This window comes from Paenibacillus eucommiae (assembly GCF_017874215.1).
GTDB lineage: Bacteria > Bacillota > Bacilli > Paenibacillales > NBRC-103111 > Paenibacillus_AI > Paenibacillus_AI eucommiae.
The window spans coordinates 346875-361508 of the sequence record NZ_JAGGLB010000003.1; the positions used below are offsets into that span (position 1 = coordinate 346875).

Here is a 14634-nt window from a genome sequence, read left to right on the forward strand (position 1 = left end):
AGACCTCAGATTTCAGAGACGATGCGAACAATGTTCAATTATGAACAAGGATTACAATTTTGCCTCGAACCTGTTCAGTTTCGCTGAGCTCATGCGCTTTTGCGATGTCAGATAAAGAAAATACATGCTCGATATGAGAAGTTAAAGCTCCGCCATCGCTTAACGCTCCCAGTACTTCCAGATCTGCCGTCTTGGCAGAAGCAGACACAAACCGCCCTTTTCGGCCTGAAGACCATTTCGAAAAAAAATGCATCGCTATAATAGCTGGTAAGGGGATTGTGGAAACAAAGGTCCCCTTCGGTTTTAAATTGCCGCGGCAGGTGAAAAATCCGTATTTGCCCGCTGCGTCAAAAATAAGATCATATGGCTGCCCATTTTGTCTGAAATCGTCCTGATCATAGGGAAATACCTCATCGCAGCCAAGCTGAAGCGCCAGTTCCGAATTTCTTGAATGACAGACCCCGGTAACATGGCAGCCTGCGGCTTTGGCTATTTGCACGGCAAAATGTCCAACGCCTCCCGTAGCACCCGTAATTAATACCCTCATGCCGGAGGTCATTTTTCCTTCTCTATAAAGTGCCTGATATGCCGTGAGACCGGCCAAAGGAACCGCAGCTGCTTGTTGATCCTTTAAGCTTTTTGGTCTAATCGCAAGCCGGGATGCCTGGCAGCACATGACCTCCCCGTAGGCACCGCCCTTCGTTGCAGCCGACGAAAAGCCATAAACGGCATCGCCAGGCTTAAACTGCTTCACCTGTGCTCCGCACTCCATTACCACTCCGGAAAAATCTGCCCCTAAGATGCGGGGGAATCTCCAGCCCGAAATAAAAAATATACTACCCGAACGTGTTTTGTAATCAATAGGGTTTACAGAGGAAGCCATGACTCGTATTTTCACTTCATCTGCCAAGGGCGATGGTTCGGGAACCGTTTCCAATTGGAAAACATTAGGTTTTCCATATTTTTTGATTACTGCAGCTTTCATTGAGAGCCTCACCCCTTCCCTTCTACTTCATCATAACACCTTATCGTGCACTTCGCTTAGGTACGCACAGTAAAGACGCAAAAAAATAAGCCAGCTAAAAACGGCTTGAAATGGCTTGTTAAACATAAAGCAGCCTAGGAGTGAAAATAGTCTAGGCTGCCAATTGGTTTGATATTAATTTATGCTGTTTACAAGCTTCATCACAGTTTCTCTGGTTAGTTTATTACCACCAACAGCGATAAGGTTAACCGTAGCATGAGCCAGTGAGAGCGGTATTTTGCAGAACTTCAGGGCTGGACCGTCTTTCAACTCTCCAATATAAGCATCCGCCAGCTTTAAATTGCGACGTGTATACTGCAGCATTTCCTTGTGGCCCCATCCATCGGGAAAAAAATCCGCGCCGCGTGTTAAATCCTCAGCTCTATTTCGAAGAATATTTACGGCTTGCAGACCTCTTCCGAAAGCAATTGCTTTTGCCGTATCGGATTTCGTACCGTCATGCCAGAACCATATTTCTGCAAGCATTTCACCAACCATACCAGCTACGCTATACGTATAAGCATCCAGATCTTCTTCCGTCTGGATATTCCATTTCATATTCACCCAATCGGCCATTTCCTTGGCCATTTTCCTGATATACTTGTAAACAGTTTGGGCAATTGAAGGTGGACAAAGAAGCGCCCACTCATGAAGCTGTGTGGTAACGGCGGGTAGGATAGCTTGATACGGAGACAGCAGCTTTTGTGTTTCCTCGATAATATCCGGGGATTGAAAGGCGTCGTGAATCCCAAGCAGCAGCTCGGCTTTCAATGGATTGGCAAGCTCTTCATGATCCTCGATTTCATCAATAGCGCGCATGCATAGATAGGCTGACGTTACAGCTTCTCTCACGCCTTGATCTAAGCGGCTAATCGGAATATAGAAAGTTCTGCTCGTTTTTTGTAGCATCATCATTGCATCATTCATTCAGGATAAAGTACCCCTTCCATCAAGCAGCTTAGCTCTTATGTTTGTTTATGTAAAATCATAATAGCATATATAGCCTCAAAAGTAGAGTCTTACTGTATGCTACTTTGTAGAGAAACTATGACAATATAGAATTGGCTTGTTGAATCGTTGCCGCAACGATATCTTTGGCATATTGATCGGAAGACAAGAGTCTTGAACCTTGTCCAGCCCATAAAGACATATAGTCCGGATTATTTTGTCTGGCTGCAGCATTGCGAATATCCCGAGTCGCTGTATTTTGCGTAGGAAATGGCAGTGGTTCGACCCCGCTTGCATCCCACTCATGGATAAAGGTATTAAGCAGTCCTCTTGCCGGACGACCTGAGAACACCTTCGTAATGACACTGCTTTCCTCCGTACTCTCCAATAATGCCTGCTTATATGAGGGGTGTGCTCCAGATTCAATTGCTGTCAGAAAAATCGTACCCATCTGTGCCCCCTGCGCTCCAAGAACTAGGGCAGCAACAAGTCCACGGCCGTCCATAATACCTCCCGCAGCAATGACCGGAATTTGCACACGATCAACCACCTGAGGTACAAGCGCTAAAGTCCCGATGTTTGCACCCATGGGGTGCTTGGAAATGTCGAACGTTCCCCTGTGCCCGCCTGCTTCACTTCCTTGGACTACAATCGCATCGCAGCCTGCCCGTTCAGCCAAAAGGGCTTCATCTACAGTAGTTACCATTGTAACAACAAGTATACCTGCCTTTTTGGCTTGCTGCATGTGCGGTTCGGATAAAACGCCAAAAGCTGTGCTAATGACGGGGACTTTTTCCTCCAGTACTATTTTTAATTGTTCCTCAAAAAGATCCGGAGTAATCACAGATTCTTCCGTTGCTTTTGGTAATCCTAGCGCATCTCGAGACCGGTTTAGCTCTTGCTGGACTTCAATAAGTCTCTCATTATGATCAGACATCCGGATCGCAAATAAATTTACAGCAAAAGGAGCATCCGTAAGCTGCCTGATATTCCGGATTGCTTCACGGATCGCATCCGGCTCCAAGTAAGCCGCTCCCAATGTTCCTAATCCGCCTGCTTCCGACACCGCGGCAACCAATTCAGGTGTTGAAGGCCCACCTGCCATACCTGCTAGGAAAATCGGATAACGGATGCTGAACATTTGACAAAGCTCTGTTTCCAGTTGAATTTTCATCATTCTCACCTCTATGAAATGATAGTGCTTCATATATTATAGCATATTTGATGCTAATCCCTTATTCGGCGAATCATGTCCCCATCACAGGCGGTTGCTGTGCTGCTGCTCTGTTTTTAGAAATTCGCAGTGCCATTATGGCCGCGAGAAAACACACGAAGCCTGCCGTGACAAAAGGAAAGGTATAGGTTCCAAGCCAATCCCTTATGACGCCAGCACCGTATGCGGCGACCGAGGCGCCTATCTGGTGGGCAACAACGATCCAGCCAAAGATCATACCGGCATTTTCTTTGCCAAATTCTTTCGATGCCAGTTTAACAGTTGGAGGAACCGTGGCAATCCAGTCCAGGCCATAAAAGACAGAAAATACGAGAAGCATAGTAGGGCCGGCACTAAGGGCAAATGGCAGGAACATCAATGAAAGTCCACGAAGCCCATAATACCAGAACAGCAGCTTACGATTATCAAACCGGTCTGAGAGCCATCCTGAAAGCGTGGTTCCGACTAGATCGAACAGACCCATTAAAGCGAGAAGTCCAGCAGCCATGACTTCGGGAATACCGAAATCTCCACAGGCAGGAATGAGATGGGTGCCAATCAAGCCGTTTGTGGAGAAGCCACAAAAGAAGAACGTCCCCGCAAGAAGCCAAAAGGTTGAGCTCTTCATTGCGGAACGAAGTGTGCGCAGCGGCGTGAGAAATAAATTCCCTTTAAACGCAACCGGTTTAACGACTTCTTCAGTTCCGTAAGGAGCTGCACCAACATCGTAAGGGTGATTACGCATCCAGATTAATACAATAACCAGTACGACAACAATAGCTGCGACTGCTGCGTAAATCGAATATCTCCAGCCGATTTCTACCGTAATATTTGCCATTAAGGGCAAGAAAAGCAGCTGGCCCGTAGCAGCACTTGCTGTAAGTAACCCTACAACGAGTCCCCTGCTTTTCACAAACCACTGATTGCTAACAGTAACGCCAAGTACGTTCGCCATCATCCCTGTAGCAAGCCCGGAGACAACTCCCCATAATACTTCAAACTGCCATAAAGCCGTCATCATGGGTGTAAGCGATAGGCTGATGGCCAATACGGTCAACGAGGCGACCACGACTCTCCGGATGCCAAATTTCTGTAATAATGCGGCGGAAAATGGCCCGACTAATCCGTATAAAAAAATGCCGATGGAAATGACACTTGAAATGCCGCCGCGGCTCCATCCGAACTCTTTTTCAAATGGAAGCATGAGAATGCTGGGCATGGATCTTATTCCAGCGGAAAGGAGCAAGGTAAGAAAAGTAATGAGAACGACTACCCACCCGTAATAAATGCCTGACGATTTTACAGTCGCTTTCATAATCTTATCACTCCATCTAATTATTGTTGTTTGTACATACAAGATTGAAGTCTGTAATTAAGTAAAGTAAATTACTTAACTACTTACTTATTTATTTAAGAAACATAAAGTATTACAGGCAAAACTAATCCATCAATAGCGATAACAAAAGCGATAATAAATACTAAAAATTAGTTCCAGAATTTCTTAGTTCTCTCCCAGCTTACCGCTCGCAATTTCTGTATCTATGGACAGCTGTGTGGAAGCTTCTATTCCTAGGATGGCCTGATAACGGGCTTGCAAGCTTTTGGATGCACCTCGAATTACATCTTCCAATTCTTTTCCCTTAGGCGTTGGATACACGAGTACAGTTTTACCATGCACCTGCCGTTCAACGAGTTGCCTGCTCTCCAGTTTGTCGATAAAGCGCGTAAGTGTGGATGCAGTGACGGACAGCTTTTCGGATAGTTCTTTTTGCGTAATGCCGGGAGTTCCGTTGACGAGGCGGATCAAGTACCCATACATGGGCGTTAATCCTGTCACTGCAAATTCTTCTTCCGCTATTTTCGTAATAGCACGGCTTAATCGGTTCGCGGTGAAAAATAAACAGTTATGAAGAAAGCTTTCATCGGCCATGTGATCTCCTCAGTTCTCTCTATTTTGTATGTACAACAAATATTAAATGACATCTATTCCTCTGTCAATAAAAAAATCATGGATATATTTCCTGCATCGTAGGTAAAAAATAATTATAATTCTTTTTTAGGATGTAAGCGGGCCTACTCTTGTGTTAAGATTGAAGCACTTTAGGGAACGGAGGCGTTAAGTGTGATAGATTTCATCCGGGTTAGATTTTTGCGCGGCTAATTGAATAGCGGCAAAAGACTCTGTCTGTGTACAGAGGACTCAGGATAGGTCTGTCCAAAATAATTCATATAGGTGATACGACACTTGGCTCGTAAGGAAGAAAAGCAGAGGATGAACGGCTACGGCTTTATTCGCTTTATTTTCCCGATCCATTTTGTGTTTTCTGCTTTCCTGTATGAATGGCCATCTCCTGCAAGTAGGGGCTTATTTATCTTAAGCTCTTTGCTGATGTCCTCTTCTACTGAAACCACAGGCAGTCTGCCTGTGGTATTTTATTTTTATTTTTATTTTAAACTTGAAGGGATGATGAAAAATGAAAGAACAGAAAGAAAAAGCGATACTCGTTGGGATTAATCTTCTGAACCGTCCTGACTTTGCATATTCCATGGAGGAACTTAACAATCTCGCTGCCGCGTGTCAAATCGAGGTAGTTGGCGAACTCAGCCAGAAGGCGGCTCGTGTAGTGGCTTCCCATTACATCGGAACTGGAAAGATTCAAGAATTATCGGCGCTGATTGAGCAGCAGGAGGCTTCTGTCGTTATTTGCAACGATGAGCTCTCCCCTTCCCAGCTCCGAAACCTGGAAGCTTCATTAGAGTGTAAAGTGATAGACAGGACTATCTTGATTCTCGATATTTTCGCGGAGCGGGCTAAGACCCGGGAAGCCCAACTTCAAGTTGAGGTTGCTCAGCTGCAGTATATGCTCCCCCGGCTCGTAGGTTTGCGGGAATCCTTGGGACGCCAAGGCGGTGGAGCCGGATTCAAAAATAGAGGATCGGGTGAAACGAAGCTTGAACTCGACCGGCGGAAAATTGAAGAACGGATTACAGCCTTGCAAACTGAGCTTGAGAAGCTCGTTGCCCGCCGCCAAACCCAGCGAAAGCAGCGTTACAAAAATGAAGTGCCCGTAGTTTGTCTAGTCGGTTATACGAACTCGGGCAAATCGAGCTTGATGAATGCCATGATCGAAACGCATAACCCTCGAGCACACAAGCAGGTACTTGCGCAGGATATGCTGTTCGCCACACTGGAAACATCTGTCCGCAGCATTAACCTGAGCGATCGGAAATCATTCCTGTTAACCGATACGGTAGGATTCGTAAGTCAGCTCCCCCACCATCTGGTTAAGGCGTTTCGTTCTACACTCGAAGAAGTCGCAGAAGCAGACTTGTTGATTCACGTTGTCGATATTTCCAATTCAGAATACGAGCAGCAGATTGCTGTGACGAATCAAACATTGAAGGAGCTAGGAGCGGAACAGATCCGGACGATCTTTACCTATAACAAAGCAGATTTGATTGATCATGAATATCCACTAATTGAGGAAGATATCATTTATCTCTCCGCCAAGCAACAAATTGGAATTCATGAGCTTACTCAGTTGATTCGTGAACGCATATTCCAGAGCTATATGCAATGCGAGATCGTAATTCCTTACGACCAAAGCCGGATTGTTGCTTATTTTAATGAACATGCTCATGTTCAATCGACGAGCTATGAACCTGATGGAACACGACTCACATTAGAATGTAGAGCATCCGATTTCGAACAATATCGAGATCATTTCATTCAGCTCTAAGGCCACCAGCCCCCAAAGAAGCAAAAATGATAAGAAGGGATACGATATCAGTCATGGATAATTGTTCACTCAAAAATAGGGTTCCTAGAAGTACACCAAATAAAGGAACTAAATAGTTATTCAGCGATGCGAATACAGCTCCTGCCTTCTGAATAAGAATGCTGTACAGCAAATAGACTATACCTGCGTGAAAGACCCCCAGAATGACGACTGCAAGCAGCTGCTTCATGCTCAAGTTTACGGCACCTGGATCTTCAAATAGGAAGGCTAGCGGAATCAACAATAAGGTAGCAATACCAAGAACGTTTCGCATAGCAAGAATGGAAGATACGTTTGGCAGCCGTTTTATGAGTATAAGCGACCCTGCAAAGCTGGCAGCGGCACCCAGAAGAGCCAAGGCTCCTAGAGTGCTGCTGCTGCCAGCAGTTAATGAGAGATCAGGTCCTATAAGTATAACTATTCCTATAAGTCCTCCAGTAACGCTAACCCACTTCATGATGCTTATTTTTTCCTTCGGTATTAGCAGTGCTGCCAATAATTGCCTCCAACAAAGCAATAAATCAGGCCAATCACAATTAATAACACATAATTTGTCCATTTCATGGAGCATCCACTCCCTCATATCGCTCATATAGCCAGATTCCGATTGTTCAGCCAGATCGCTGAAAATCATCCCGTATTGCTTACAGCTGTGGAGATTTACTTTTTTGTACAAAAATATTCATACCGACGACGCCACCGACAATCATGAAAGTACCGATGATGTGATAGTAACGGAGTTGCTCATTCAGAAAGGCCACACCAGCTGCCATGGTGATGAGAGTCGCCAAGTTGCTAAAGACGCTCATTTGTGAAGCTTTCATGATGGATAGAGCATAATTAGATAAAAAAGAAGTTCCAAGGGAAGATAGTATTCCTAAATATAAAATGGAAAGTAAGAAATTAGTATCTGAAAAGGCTTGGAAATAATCATGTAAGGTGTTTGCGGCCTGATGTTGAACAATCGCTGCGGAATTGAAGGCAATAAAGCCAATAAGCAGCATGACGTAGGTTAAAACATAAAGTGAGTATTGCTTCGTTAGCTTCTTTGCCAGGACATTATAACCGGCCGCAGATAACGCTGACAGAACAATAAGCAGAGAACCTTTAAAACTGGAAGCAGTAAAGCTGAAGCCTTTCATGGTAAAAATAAAAATGACCCCTGCTACAGATAATAAAATAGCTGCTTTTTGATAGGTTGTTGAAGACTCACCTAATACATAGGCAGCTAGTACCAAAGTGAGCACTGGAATAATAGCTTGAATAATTCCTGCTTCAGAGGAAGAAGTGTACACAAGCCCAAAGGCTTGAAAAGCAAAAAAGCTTGTTGGATACAAGATTGCCAAAGGCAAAACAATGAACAGATCCTTCCATCGTATGGAGAATGCGACCTTTTTCATTAAGATTGGAATAGAAGCCGCGATTAGTGATATTGTGAATCTGTGTGCCAGTGTGTCGAGTGGGCTTGCAGCCGTAAGTGCTACTTTTAAGAACATAAATGAGAACCCGATGATGACAGCGTAAAGCAGTGCTGCGATATAGGCTTTGTTGGTTTCGGTCATTGGACAGCCTCCCTTGTTGTGAACTCCTTGTACACGTATCGTAATGGATGGCGCAATTTGTTACAATGATAATAAACTGCATCTGTACCGGTACAAGAGGGGTGAAAACGATGTATAAATATATTGAAATTGCTCACGAATTGGAACAGGATATAAAAAAAGGGCTTTACAAAGAAGGCGATCGTCTCCCTTCCATTCGTTTGCTAAGCCAACGGTTCGCCTGCAATAAAAGCAGTGTAATTAAGGCACTTGAGGAGCTTGAAAAAAAGCATGTTATTTATGTGGTTATGCGCAGCGGATATTATGTACTTAAGCAGTCACTGAGGGCTTTGCCAGGACAAGCTAACGAATATGATTTTGCAACGGCGGCACCTGATTGGAATGAGTTTCCTTATATCGATTTTCAACATTGTATCAGCAAAGCCATCGATGCTTATCAGAGAGATCTGTTCCTATATGGAACTCCGAAGGGTCTACCCTCCTTAATTAAAGTAGCCAACAAACAATTGCAAAACAACCAGGTGTTTGCAAAGGATGAACAGATCATCATCACTGCTGGTGTCCAGCAGGCCTTGTTTATTTTAATGTCTCTCACCTTTCCTAACGGTAAGCAGCAAATTGTCATAGAGCAGCCAGGCTATCATCTGATAGTGGAGTATATAAATAAGTATGGCATCCCGGCCATTGGCATAGAGCGTACGGCGCAAGGGATTGACTTGAACTATCTGGAGCATATTTTCAAGTATGAAGCTGTCAAATTCTTTTACACAATGCCTCGATTTCATAATCCCCTAGGAACGTCTTTGTCCAAAGAAGACAAGCTTGCGATAGTTAGGCTGGCACAAAAGTATGATGTCTACATTGTTGAGGATGACTTTCTAGCCGATTATGAGCAGGATGCCAAAGTGGACCCGCTCTATGCCTACGACCAGCATGAACGAGTCATTTATTTGAAAAGCTATTCAAAAATCATGTTTCCGGGGTTGCGAATCGGAGTTGCCGTCCTTCCATTGGCATTAGCAAAAGCATTTTATCAATTTAAAAAATACATCGACATAGACAGCTCCATGATCTCGCAGGCTGCCTTGGAAATCTATATTAAAAGTAAAATGTTTGACCACCACAAGTCGAAAATTCAGATTCCTTATATTAAACGCTCCATGGTGCTGAACGAGTCGATGAAGACCCATTTAGGGGGAAATCAGTCGCTAGGTTTAGCTATTCCTTCACCAACGTTATGCATGCACACACATGTTTTACTTGATAAGCGCACCAATCTGGAACAGCTCATAGGTCATGCTAAGAAAAGAAAGATTTGGCTCGAAACTGCGGAGAGGCATTATTTGGCTTCATTCCCAAGGAGGAAAATCGTTAAGCTTAATGTATCCAATATTGAGGCCGAAAAAATAGAGGCAGGTATGGGGCAAGTCGCCGAAGCGATTAAAGCAAGTTTTTCATAAGTAAAACGCCTTGTGGCGTCCTTTGATGAGCGTGTTCGTGACGTGGGAGCGTTTCGGAGGTAAGGGGTGTGGGCTCCAGCCGCTGTTAAAGATTTGTTCCCTTGAATGAAATGGATGAGGAGGTAGGAACAAATCTTTAAAGGCGGACGCTATCGCTCTTCCTCCCACACCCCTTACCTCTCTTTAGCTACAATCGCACAATCGTACGAATCGCACGAACACCAAGCTCAAACGGACTGCCAGCAAGGGTTTTACACTGGTTGGAGGAGATTTCCCCGCGGGCAAAGGCGCTGGGGATGAAGACTCATTATTGGGGAGGCGCGTATTCTTCAAATGGGTTTATAGCGAGCCCGAAGCTTGTTTGAGTAATGACACCAACTGGCCTGAATCAAATGTATCCCCTTTACGCAGCTTTAGTGTTTTGCTTTCCGTCGGGCCATCGAACATACCTCCCGGAAGCTCCAACTCTGCAGCATTAAAGATCGTAAAGCTGACCGCGTCTTTCGATGTCGAGATGACTGCGGCATATTTTCCGTTTTTCAAAAAATGGGGCTTCTTGTATTGAATACGTTCTTGTACATCCGGTATGGCCTGAAAGACAACCTCACGCAGATTAGTGGACAGTTCTGCCTGCCATGGCTCTTTTAAAGCTTCAATAAAATCTGTTACTTCCTGATTCATTTTGTATACTCTCCTTCTTTGTACGTAATTTTACACTTCTAAGGCACTGCCAGGAATTTTTCTTAACATGTTCAGTTGGTCCTGCAAATCAGCTTCCATTGCCTGTATTCTAGGCTCCCGTTGGCAATCCGAATTCTCTCCGAGCCTCCGCAATTCAATCTCGCACTCGCCGCGGCCAGCAGGAATCGGCATCCGGAGCGCCCAATTTAGTGCCTCGTCCTCCGTCTCTACATCGATCAGGGTAAATTCCGCAATGAGCTCATGATCTAACGTAAAAGGTCCAGCTTGTACCTCTGGCTCTCCACCATGCGATGGATACGATATTCTTATCCCGGTTGAGCTTGGCTGAAGCTCCTCTGAAGCTAGGAGCACACCGGCCTTGGCCAAAGACTTCTTGTAAGCCATCATTGAGTCGATGTGTTCCCCGCTGTGATTGACTCCTGCCTCCGAAAACCCTGATGCCTTGACAATCAACATAAATCGCATTTATTGTGCCCCCTCTTGTGTGAAGAAGACTTGAGAGAAGTATTGGCTATTCGCTTTTGGCTGCCTTACTCTTCCCATACTCTTCCCTTACTATAACGACGGATGGGAAACTCTGTTATCGACAAGAAAGCCGAAAAATAATTCAATTATTCCGATGTTCCAGATTCACATTCAGCCGCCCGGTTCAGTAAAAGTACCTGTTCACGTGTATTCCGGGTCATGGATGCAGCTCGTTCAAATTCTGCACGGGCTTCATCATACCGCCCCAGCTTCACCAGAAGATCGCCGCGAACGCTTGGCAACAGATGGTAACCCTTTAAGGACGGTTCAGCACTCAGCTGGTCGATAATCTGCAGCCCGAAGCTTGGACCAAACGCCATAGAAATGGCGACTGCCCGGTTTAATTCGACGATCGGAGAAGGTGCGACTCTCGAAAGCGCTTCGTAAAGAGCAGCGATTCGGATCCAATCCGTGTCAGTTGCAGTCCGGGCCTGCGCATGGCAGGCAGAAATCGCAGCCTGGAGCGAATAAGGCCCAAGCGGACGTCCAAGCTTCCGGCTGCGATCCAGTGCCGCCAATCCGCGGCGGATCAACATATGATCCCACTGCGCCCGGTTTTGGTCCATAAGAAGAATGGGTTCCCCCATGGAATTCACCCGGGTTTTAAACCGTGAAGATTGAATCTCCATTAGGGCGACCAGCCCGTGTACTTCCGGTTCATGAGGTGCAATCTCGGCAATTATGCGTCCCAGTCTCAGCGCCTCCTGGCACAGCAGCGGACGAATCCAGCTATCCCCGGAGGTTGCAGAATATCCTTCATTGAACATGAGGTAAATCACCTCAAGCACTGCAGACAGGCGTTCTTTGAGTTCACTGCCTACAGGCACTTCAAAAGGAATCTTCTCGGTGCTAAGGGCTTTCTTGGCCCGGACAATCCGCTGGGCAATCGTTGATTCGGCGGTAAGAAAAGAACGTGCGATTTCATCTGTGGTAAGTCCGCATAAAAGGCGAAGTGTCAGGGCAACTCTGGCATCCTGTGATAACACCGGATGGCAGGTCATAAAGATCAGACGAAGAAGATCGTCACCGATCTCCCCGTCCAAAACATGATCTATGTCTTCCTCTGTATATAGATCCATACTGCCAGCGATCTCTACGTACTTCTGATCACGCACCTTTATCCTGCGCATAAAATCAATCGCGCGCCGCTTCGCCGTTGTCATCAGCCAAGCACCGGGATTATCCGGAATGCCGGTATCCGGCCAACGCTCCAGTGCAATCACCAAAGCATCCTGGGCAAGATCCTCTGCCAGACCGACGTCCCGTACCATTCGCGTCAACACCGCGATAAGCTTTGCCGACTCCATTCGCCATATCGCATCAATGGTCCGGTGAGTAAGGGACGAACTCACGCTTTTTTCTGCTCCTCAATCTGTTGGCGAAGTGCTGCTTCTTTCGCAAGCATTTCGGGATTGACCATTATGTCCTCCACCTCGAACACCTGTCTAAGCTCAATCTCACCCTGTCCATGTCCATGAGGGTCAGGCATGCGCAGAGCCCATTCAATGGCTTCTTCCCTGGATTTGACTTCAATCAGCGTATAACCTGCAATCATTTCCTTTGCCTCCGTGAACGGGCCATCCATAACCTTCGGCTTGCCTCCAGGTTCCGGATATGAAATCCGGATTCCGCTTGAGCTGGGCTGAAGTCCATCGGCAGCGAGTAAAACGCCGGCTTTCACCAATTCCTCGTTATATTTCTGCATGGCATCAATAAGCTCCTGGCTGGGCATATTCCCCGCTTCTGAATCTGTTGTAGCTTTAACAATCATCATAAATCTCATTTGTTGTATACCTCCTATTTTATAGTAAAGTGTATTGTGAAGCTTCCATTACCGGTGTAACCGTGCGAGTAAATTGGCTTCTATATATACGACGAATCTATTTGGACTGGATCGACAGTTTGTCCATAAAAAATGCTGCAAGCTTCGATGCAATTATTTTTGTATCCAGCTTTTTGGTATGGCCGAGTCCCTTTTCACTTAGCAGCTGCGCATTGGGGAGTACGCCCGCCAGAGCCTTCGCACTATGACGCAGTGCAGCCGGGCTCTCAGTGCCTTCGAGCACCAGTGTGGGCATCGTGACTGTGCCCCACAGTTCAGCTGGCAGCGACTTTCCGTCCATATATCCATCCAACAAAGCCGCATCGTAGGGAAGCGTGTGTGCGATGGCCATAAGCCTAGGCCACACACCTGGCATCATGCGCATCAAACCAACAACAAATGAAGGCGCACCCATACCTTTGGTCATAAAGTACTTGATGGCCTCTGCCCGGCGATTAGCGGCAATAAGCTCAGTAACGTGCGTGACAAAACCTTTCGGCGGTTTGCGATCCGCTGCATCGACAACAAATGGAGGCTCATGCAGAGCCAATTTGGCAATGCCTGCCCCCCTAGCTGCTGCCTGCAGGGCAAGAACTGCCCCGGATGACAATCCCCAAACATAGGCTGAGCTCCCAGCTTCATTAATCATTGCCTGAAGATCTTCAATCTCGCGTGCTATGTCATAGGGCAGTGTGTCTCCGCTATCGCCGCGGCCGCGGCGGTCATAGTTGTAGACTGTAAATGCTCTGACAACAGATTAGCGAGCTGCACTTGCCCCGGATATTTCCGATAGCTGAACGCTCCCGCTACCAGTATGACTGCTGGCCCTTTGCCAACTTTGTCATAGGCGATTTGAGTACCGTCTCTTGAAGTTACAGTATGCATAGTAAGTCCCCTTTTCAATTGTAACAGATTGTTTAGATATTGCAGATATTTCATATATAGCTTCAGGCAAAGTAAACAGCATTTCTGGGCCTCTACTTAAGACGACGAAACACTGTAGACAAAATCGACACATTCGCAAATATTTTTTTATTTAAAACAGAGCATGGAAAAAAGCCAAGCCTGACATGATCGAGGGCTCAGCTTATACTTTCTCTAAAATGTTGGTGGACCCTTTAGTGCCCCTTTAGTCTCTGTCACGAAGATGTGCCAGAATAGAAAAGCTTGCTATGAAGGATATCCAAAGCATGTTCAATCTCTTCTAATTCTTTCTCTGAAACTCCCTCTAAGCGTTGCAGAAAACGGCCTTCAATGCTTTTAAAAGCTTCGTTCATCATGGTTTCCCCTGCCTTGGAAAGACGGATGTACTGCTTTCTTCGATCTTCTGCTACTTCAAATTTTTCACATAAATGTTTTTCGCTTAATTTTTTCAGCTCGCGACTTGTGTTCGGCATGGACATATGCTGACAATCACTAATTTGACTAAGGGTGACGGGCTGGCTAACAGCTAAATATTCAAGAATACTATATTGAACAGGTGTGATGGCATCGGATTTAACATTTTTAGCAAACTCATGTGTAACCTGGTGCACGGAATTTGTGAATGCCACTATTTTGTGGAAAAAATCACTTTTATTCAAATTTATCACCTCATAC

General features: G+C 45.7%; 16 protein-coding genes. 2 read left to right on the forward strand and 14 right to left on the reverse strand.

Annotated elements, in window-relative coordinates; all coding sequences use genetic code 11:
- Window positions 1-34 precede the first annotated feature (34 nt).
- The 5 genes from J2Z66_RS07005 to J2Z66_RS07025 all read right to left on the reverse strand — a co-directional run bounded on the left by J2Z66_RS07005 (window position 35) and on the right by J2Z66_RS07025 (window position 5115).
- The gene (locus J2Z66_RS07005; RefSeq protein ID WP_209970645.1) at window positions 35-985 is read right to left on the reverse strand and encodes an NAD(P)-dependent alcohol dehydrogenase; all 951 of its coding nucleotides are present in this window, start codon (window positions 983-985) and stop codon (window positions 35-37) included.
- Between the two features lie 174 nt (window positions 986-1159).
- Window positions 1160-1951 (reverse strand): squalene/phytoene synthase family protein, encoded by a 792-nt coding sequence (locus J2Z66_RS07010; protein ID WP_245375327.1) that lies wholly within the window; start codon window positions 1949-1951, stop codon window positions 1160-1162.
- A 118-nt stretch (window positions 1952-2069) separates the two neighbouring features.
- On the reverse strand, window positions 2070-3149 hold the full coding sequence (locus J2Z66_RS07015) for an NAD(P)H-dependent flavin oxidoreductase (protein WP_281068799.1): 1080 nt from the start codon (window positions 3147-3149) through the stop codon (window positions 2070-2072).
- Between the two features lie 70 nt (window positions 3150-3219).
- Complete coding sequence (locus J2Z66_RS07020; protein WP_209970646.1) at window positions 3220-4500, reverse strand: MFS transporter; 1281 nt, start codon at window positions 4498-4500, stop codon at window positions 3220-3222.
- A 186-nt stretch (window positions 4501-4686) separates the two neighbouring features.
- Complete coding sequence (locus J2Z66_RS07025) at window positions 4687-5115, reverse strand: MarR family winged helix-turn-helix transcriptional regulator (RefSeq protein WP_209970647.1); 429 nt, start codon at window positions 5113-5115, stop codon at window positions 4687-4689.
- 544 nt (window positions 5116-5659) lie between these two features.
- Here J2Z66_RS07025 and hflX point away from each other — a divergent pair.
- On the forward strand, window positions 5660-6925 hold the full coding sequence (gene hflX, locus J2Z66_RS07030; RefSeq protein WP_209970648.1) for a GTPase HflX: 1266 nt from the start codon (window positions 5660-5662) through the stop codon (window positions 6923-6925).
- Here hflX and J2Z66_RS07035 read toward each other — a convergent pair.
- Both J2Z66_RS07035 and J2Z66_RS07040 read right to left on the reverse strand, forming a co-directional pair.
- Complete coding sequence (locus tag J2Z66_RS07035; protein WP_209970649.1) at window positions 6912-7460, reverse strand: DMT family transporter; 549 nt, start codon at window positions 7458-7460, stop codon at window positions 6912-6914. The two genes, hflX and J2Z66_RS07035, sit on opposite strands and share 14 nt — an antisense overlap.
- 148 nt (window positions 7461-7608) lie before the next feature.
- Window positions 7609-8526: a DMT family transporter gene (locus tag J2Z66_RS07040; protein ID WP_209970650.1), complete on the reverse strand. Its 918-nt coding sequence runs from the start codon at window positions 8524-8526 to the stop codon at window positions 7609-7611.
- Between the two features lie 110 nt (window positions 8527-8636).
- Here J2Z66_RS07040 and J2Z66_RS07045 point away from each other — a divergent pair, with 110 nt between their 5' ends.
- Window positions 8637-9986, forward strand: a complete 1350-nt coding sequence (locus tag J2Z66_RS07045; protein WP_209970651.1) for an aminotransferase-like domain-containing protein — start codon at window positions 8637-8639, stop codon at window positions 9984-9986.
- 339 nt (window positions 9987-10325) lie between these two features.
- On the opposite strand, the gene J2Z66_RS07050 is transcribed toward J2Z66_RS07045, so the two are convergent.
- From J2Z66_RS07050 to J2Z66_RS07075, 7 genes are all read right to left on the reverse strand, one after another.
- A complete protein-coding gene (locus J2Z66_RS07050) occupies window positions 10326-10667 on the reverse strand; it encodes a DUF1801 domain-containing protein (RefSeq protein ID WP_209970652.1) in 342 nt (113 codons plus the stop codon).
- A gap of 30 nt (window positions 10668-10697) precedes the next feature.
- Entirely contained in the window at window positions 10698-11153 is a 456-nt protein-coding gene (locus tag J2Z66_RS07055) for a YciI family protein (RefSeq protein ID WP_209970653.1), read from the reverse strand.
- 146 nt (window positions 11154-11299) lie between these two features.
- Window positions 11300-12565: an RNA polymerase sigma factor gene (locus J2Z66_RS07060; RefSeq protein ID WP_209970654.1), complete on the reverse strand. Its 1266-nt coding sequence runs from the start codon at window positions 12563-12565 to the stop codon at window positions 11300-11302.
- On the reverse strand, window positions 12562-12996 hold the full coding sequence (locus J2Z66_RS07065; RefSeq protein ID WP_209970655.1) for a YciI family protein: 435 nt from the start codon (window positions 12994-12996) through the stop codon (window positions 12562-12564). Before J2Z66_RS07065 ends, J2Z66_RS07060 begins: the two co-directional genes overlap by 4 nt.
- Before the next feature lie 97 nt (window positions 12997-13093).
- The gene (locus J2Z66_RS07070; RefSeq protein WP_245375371.1) at window positions 13094-13726 is read right to left on the reverse strand and encodes an alpha/beta fold hydrolase; all 633 of its coding nucleotides are present in this window, start codon (window positions 13724-13726) and stop codon (window positions 13094-13096) included.
- Window positions 13711-13920 (reverse strand): hypothetical protein, encoded by a 210-nt coding sequence (locus tag J2Z66_RS42465; RefSeq protein WP_245375328.1) that lies wholly within the window; start codon window positions 13918-13920, stop codon window positions 13711-13713. The genes J2Z66_RS07070 and J2Z66_RS42465 overlap by 16 nt, the downstream gene beginning before the upstream one ends.
- Window positions 13921-14174: 254 nt before the next feature.
- On the reverse strand, window positions 14175-14618 hold the full coding sequence (locus tag J2Z66_RS07075) for a MarR family winged helix-turn-helix transcriptional regulator (RefSeq protein WP_209970656.1): 444 nt from the start codon (window positions 14616-14618) through the stop codon (window positions 14175-14177).
- Window positions 14619-14634: the final 16 nt, after the last annotated feature.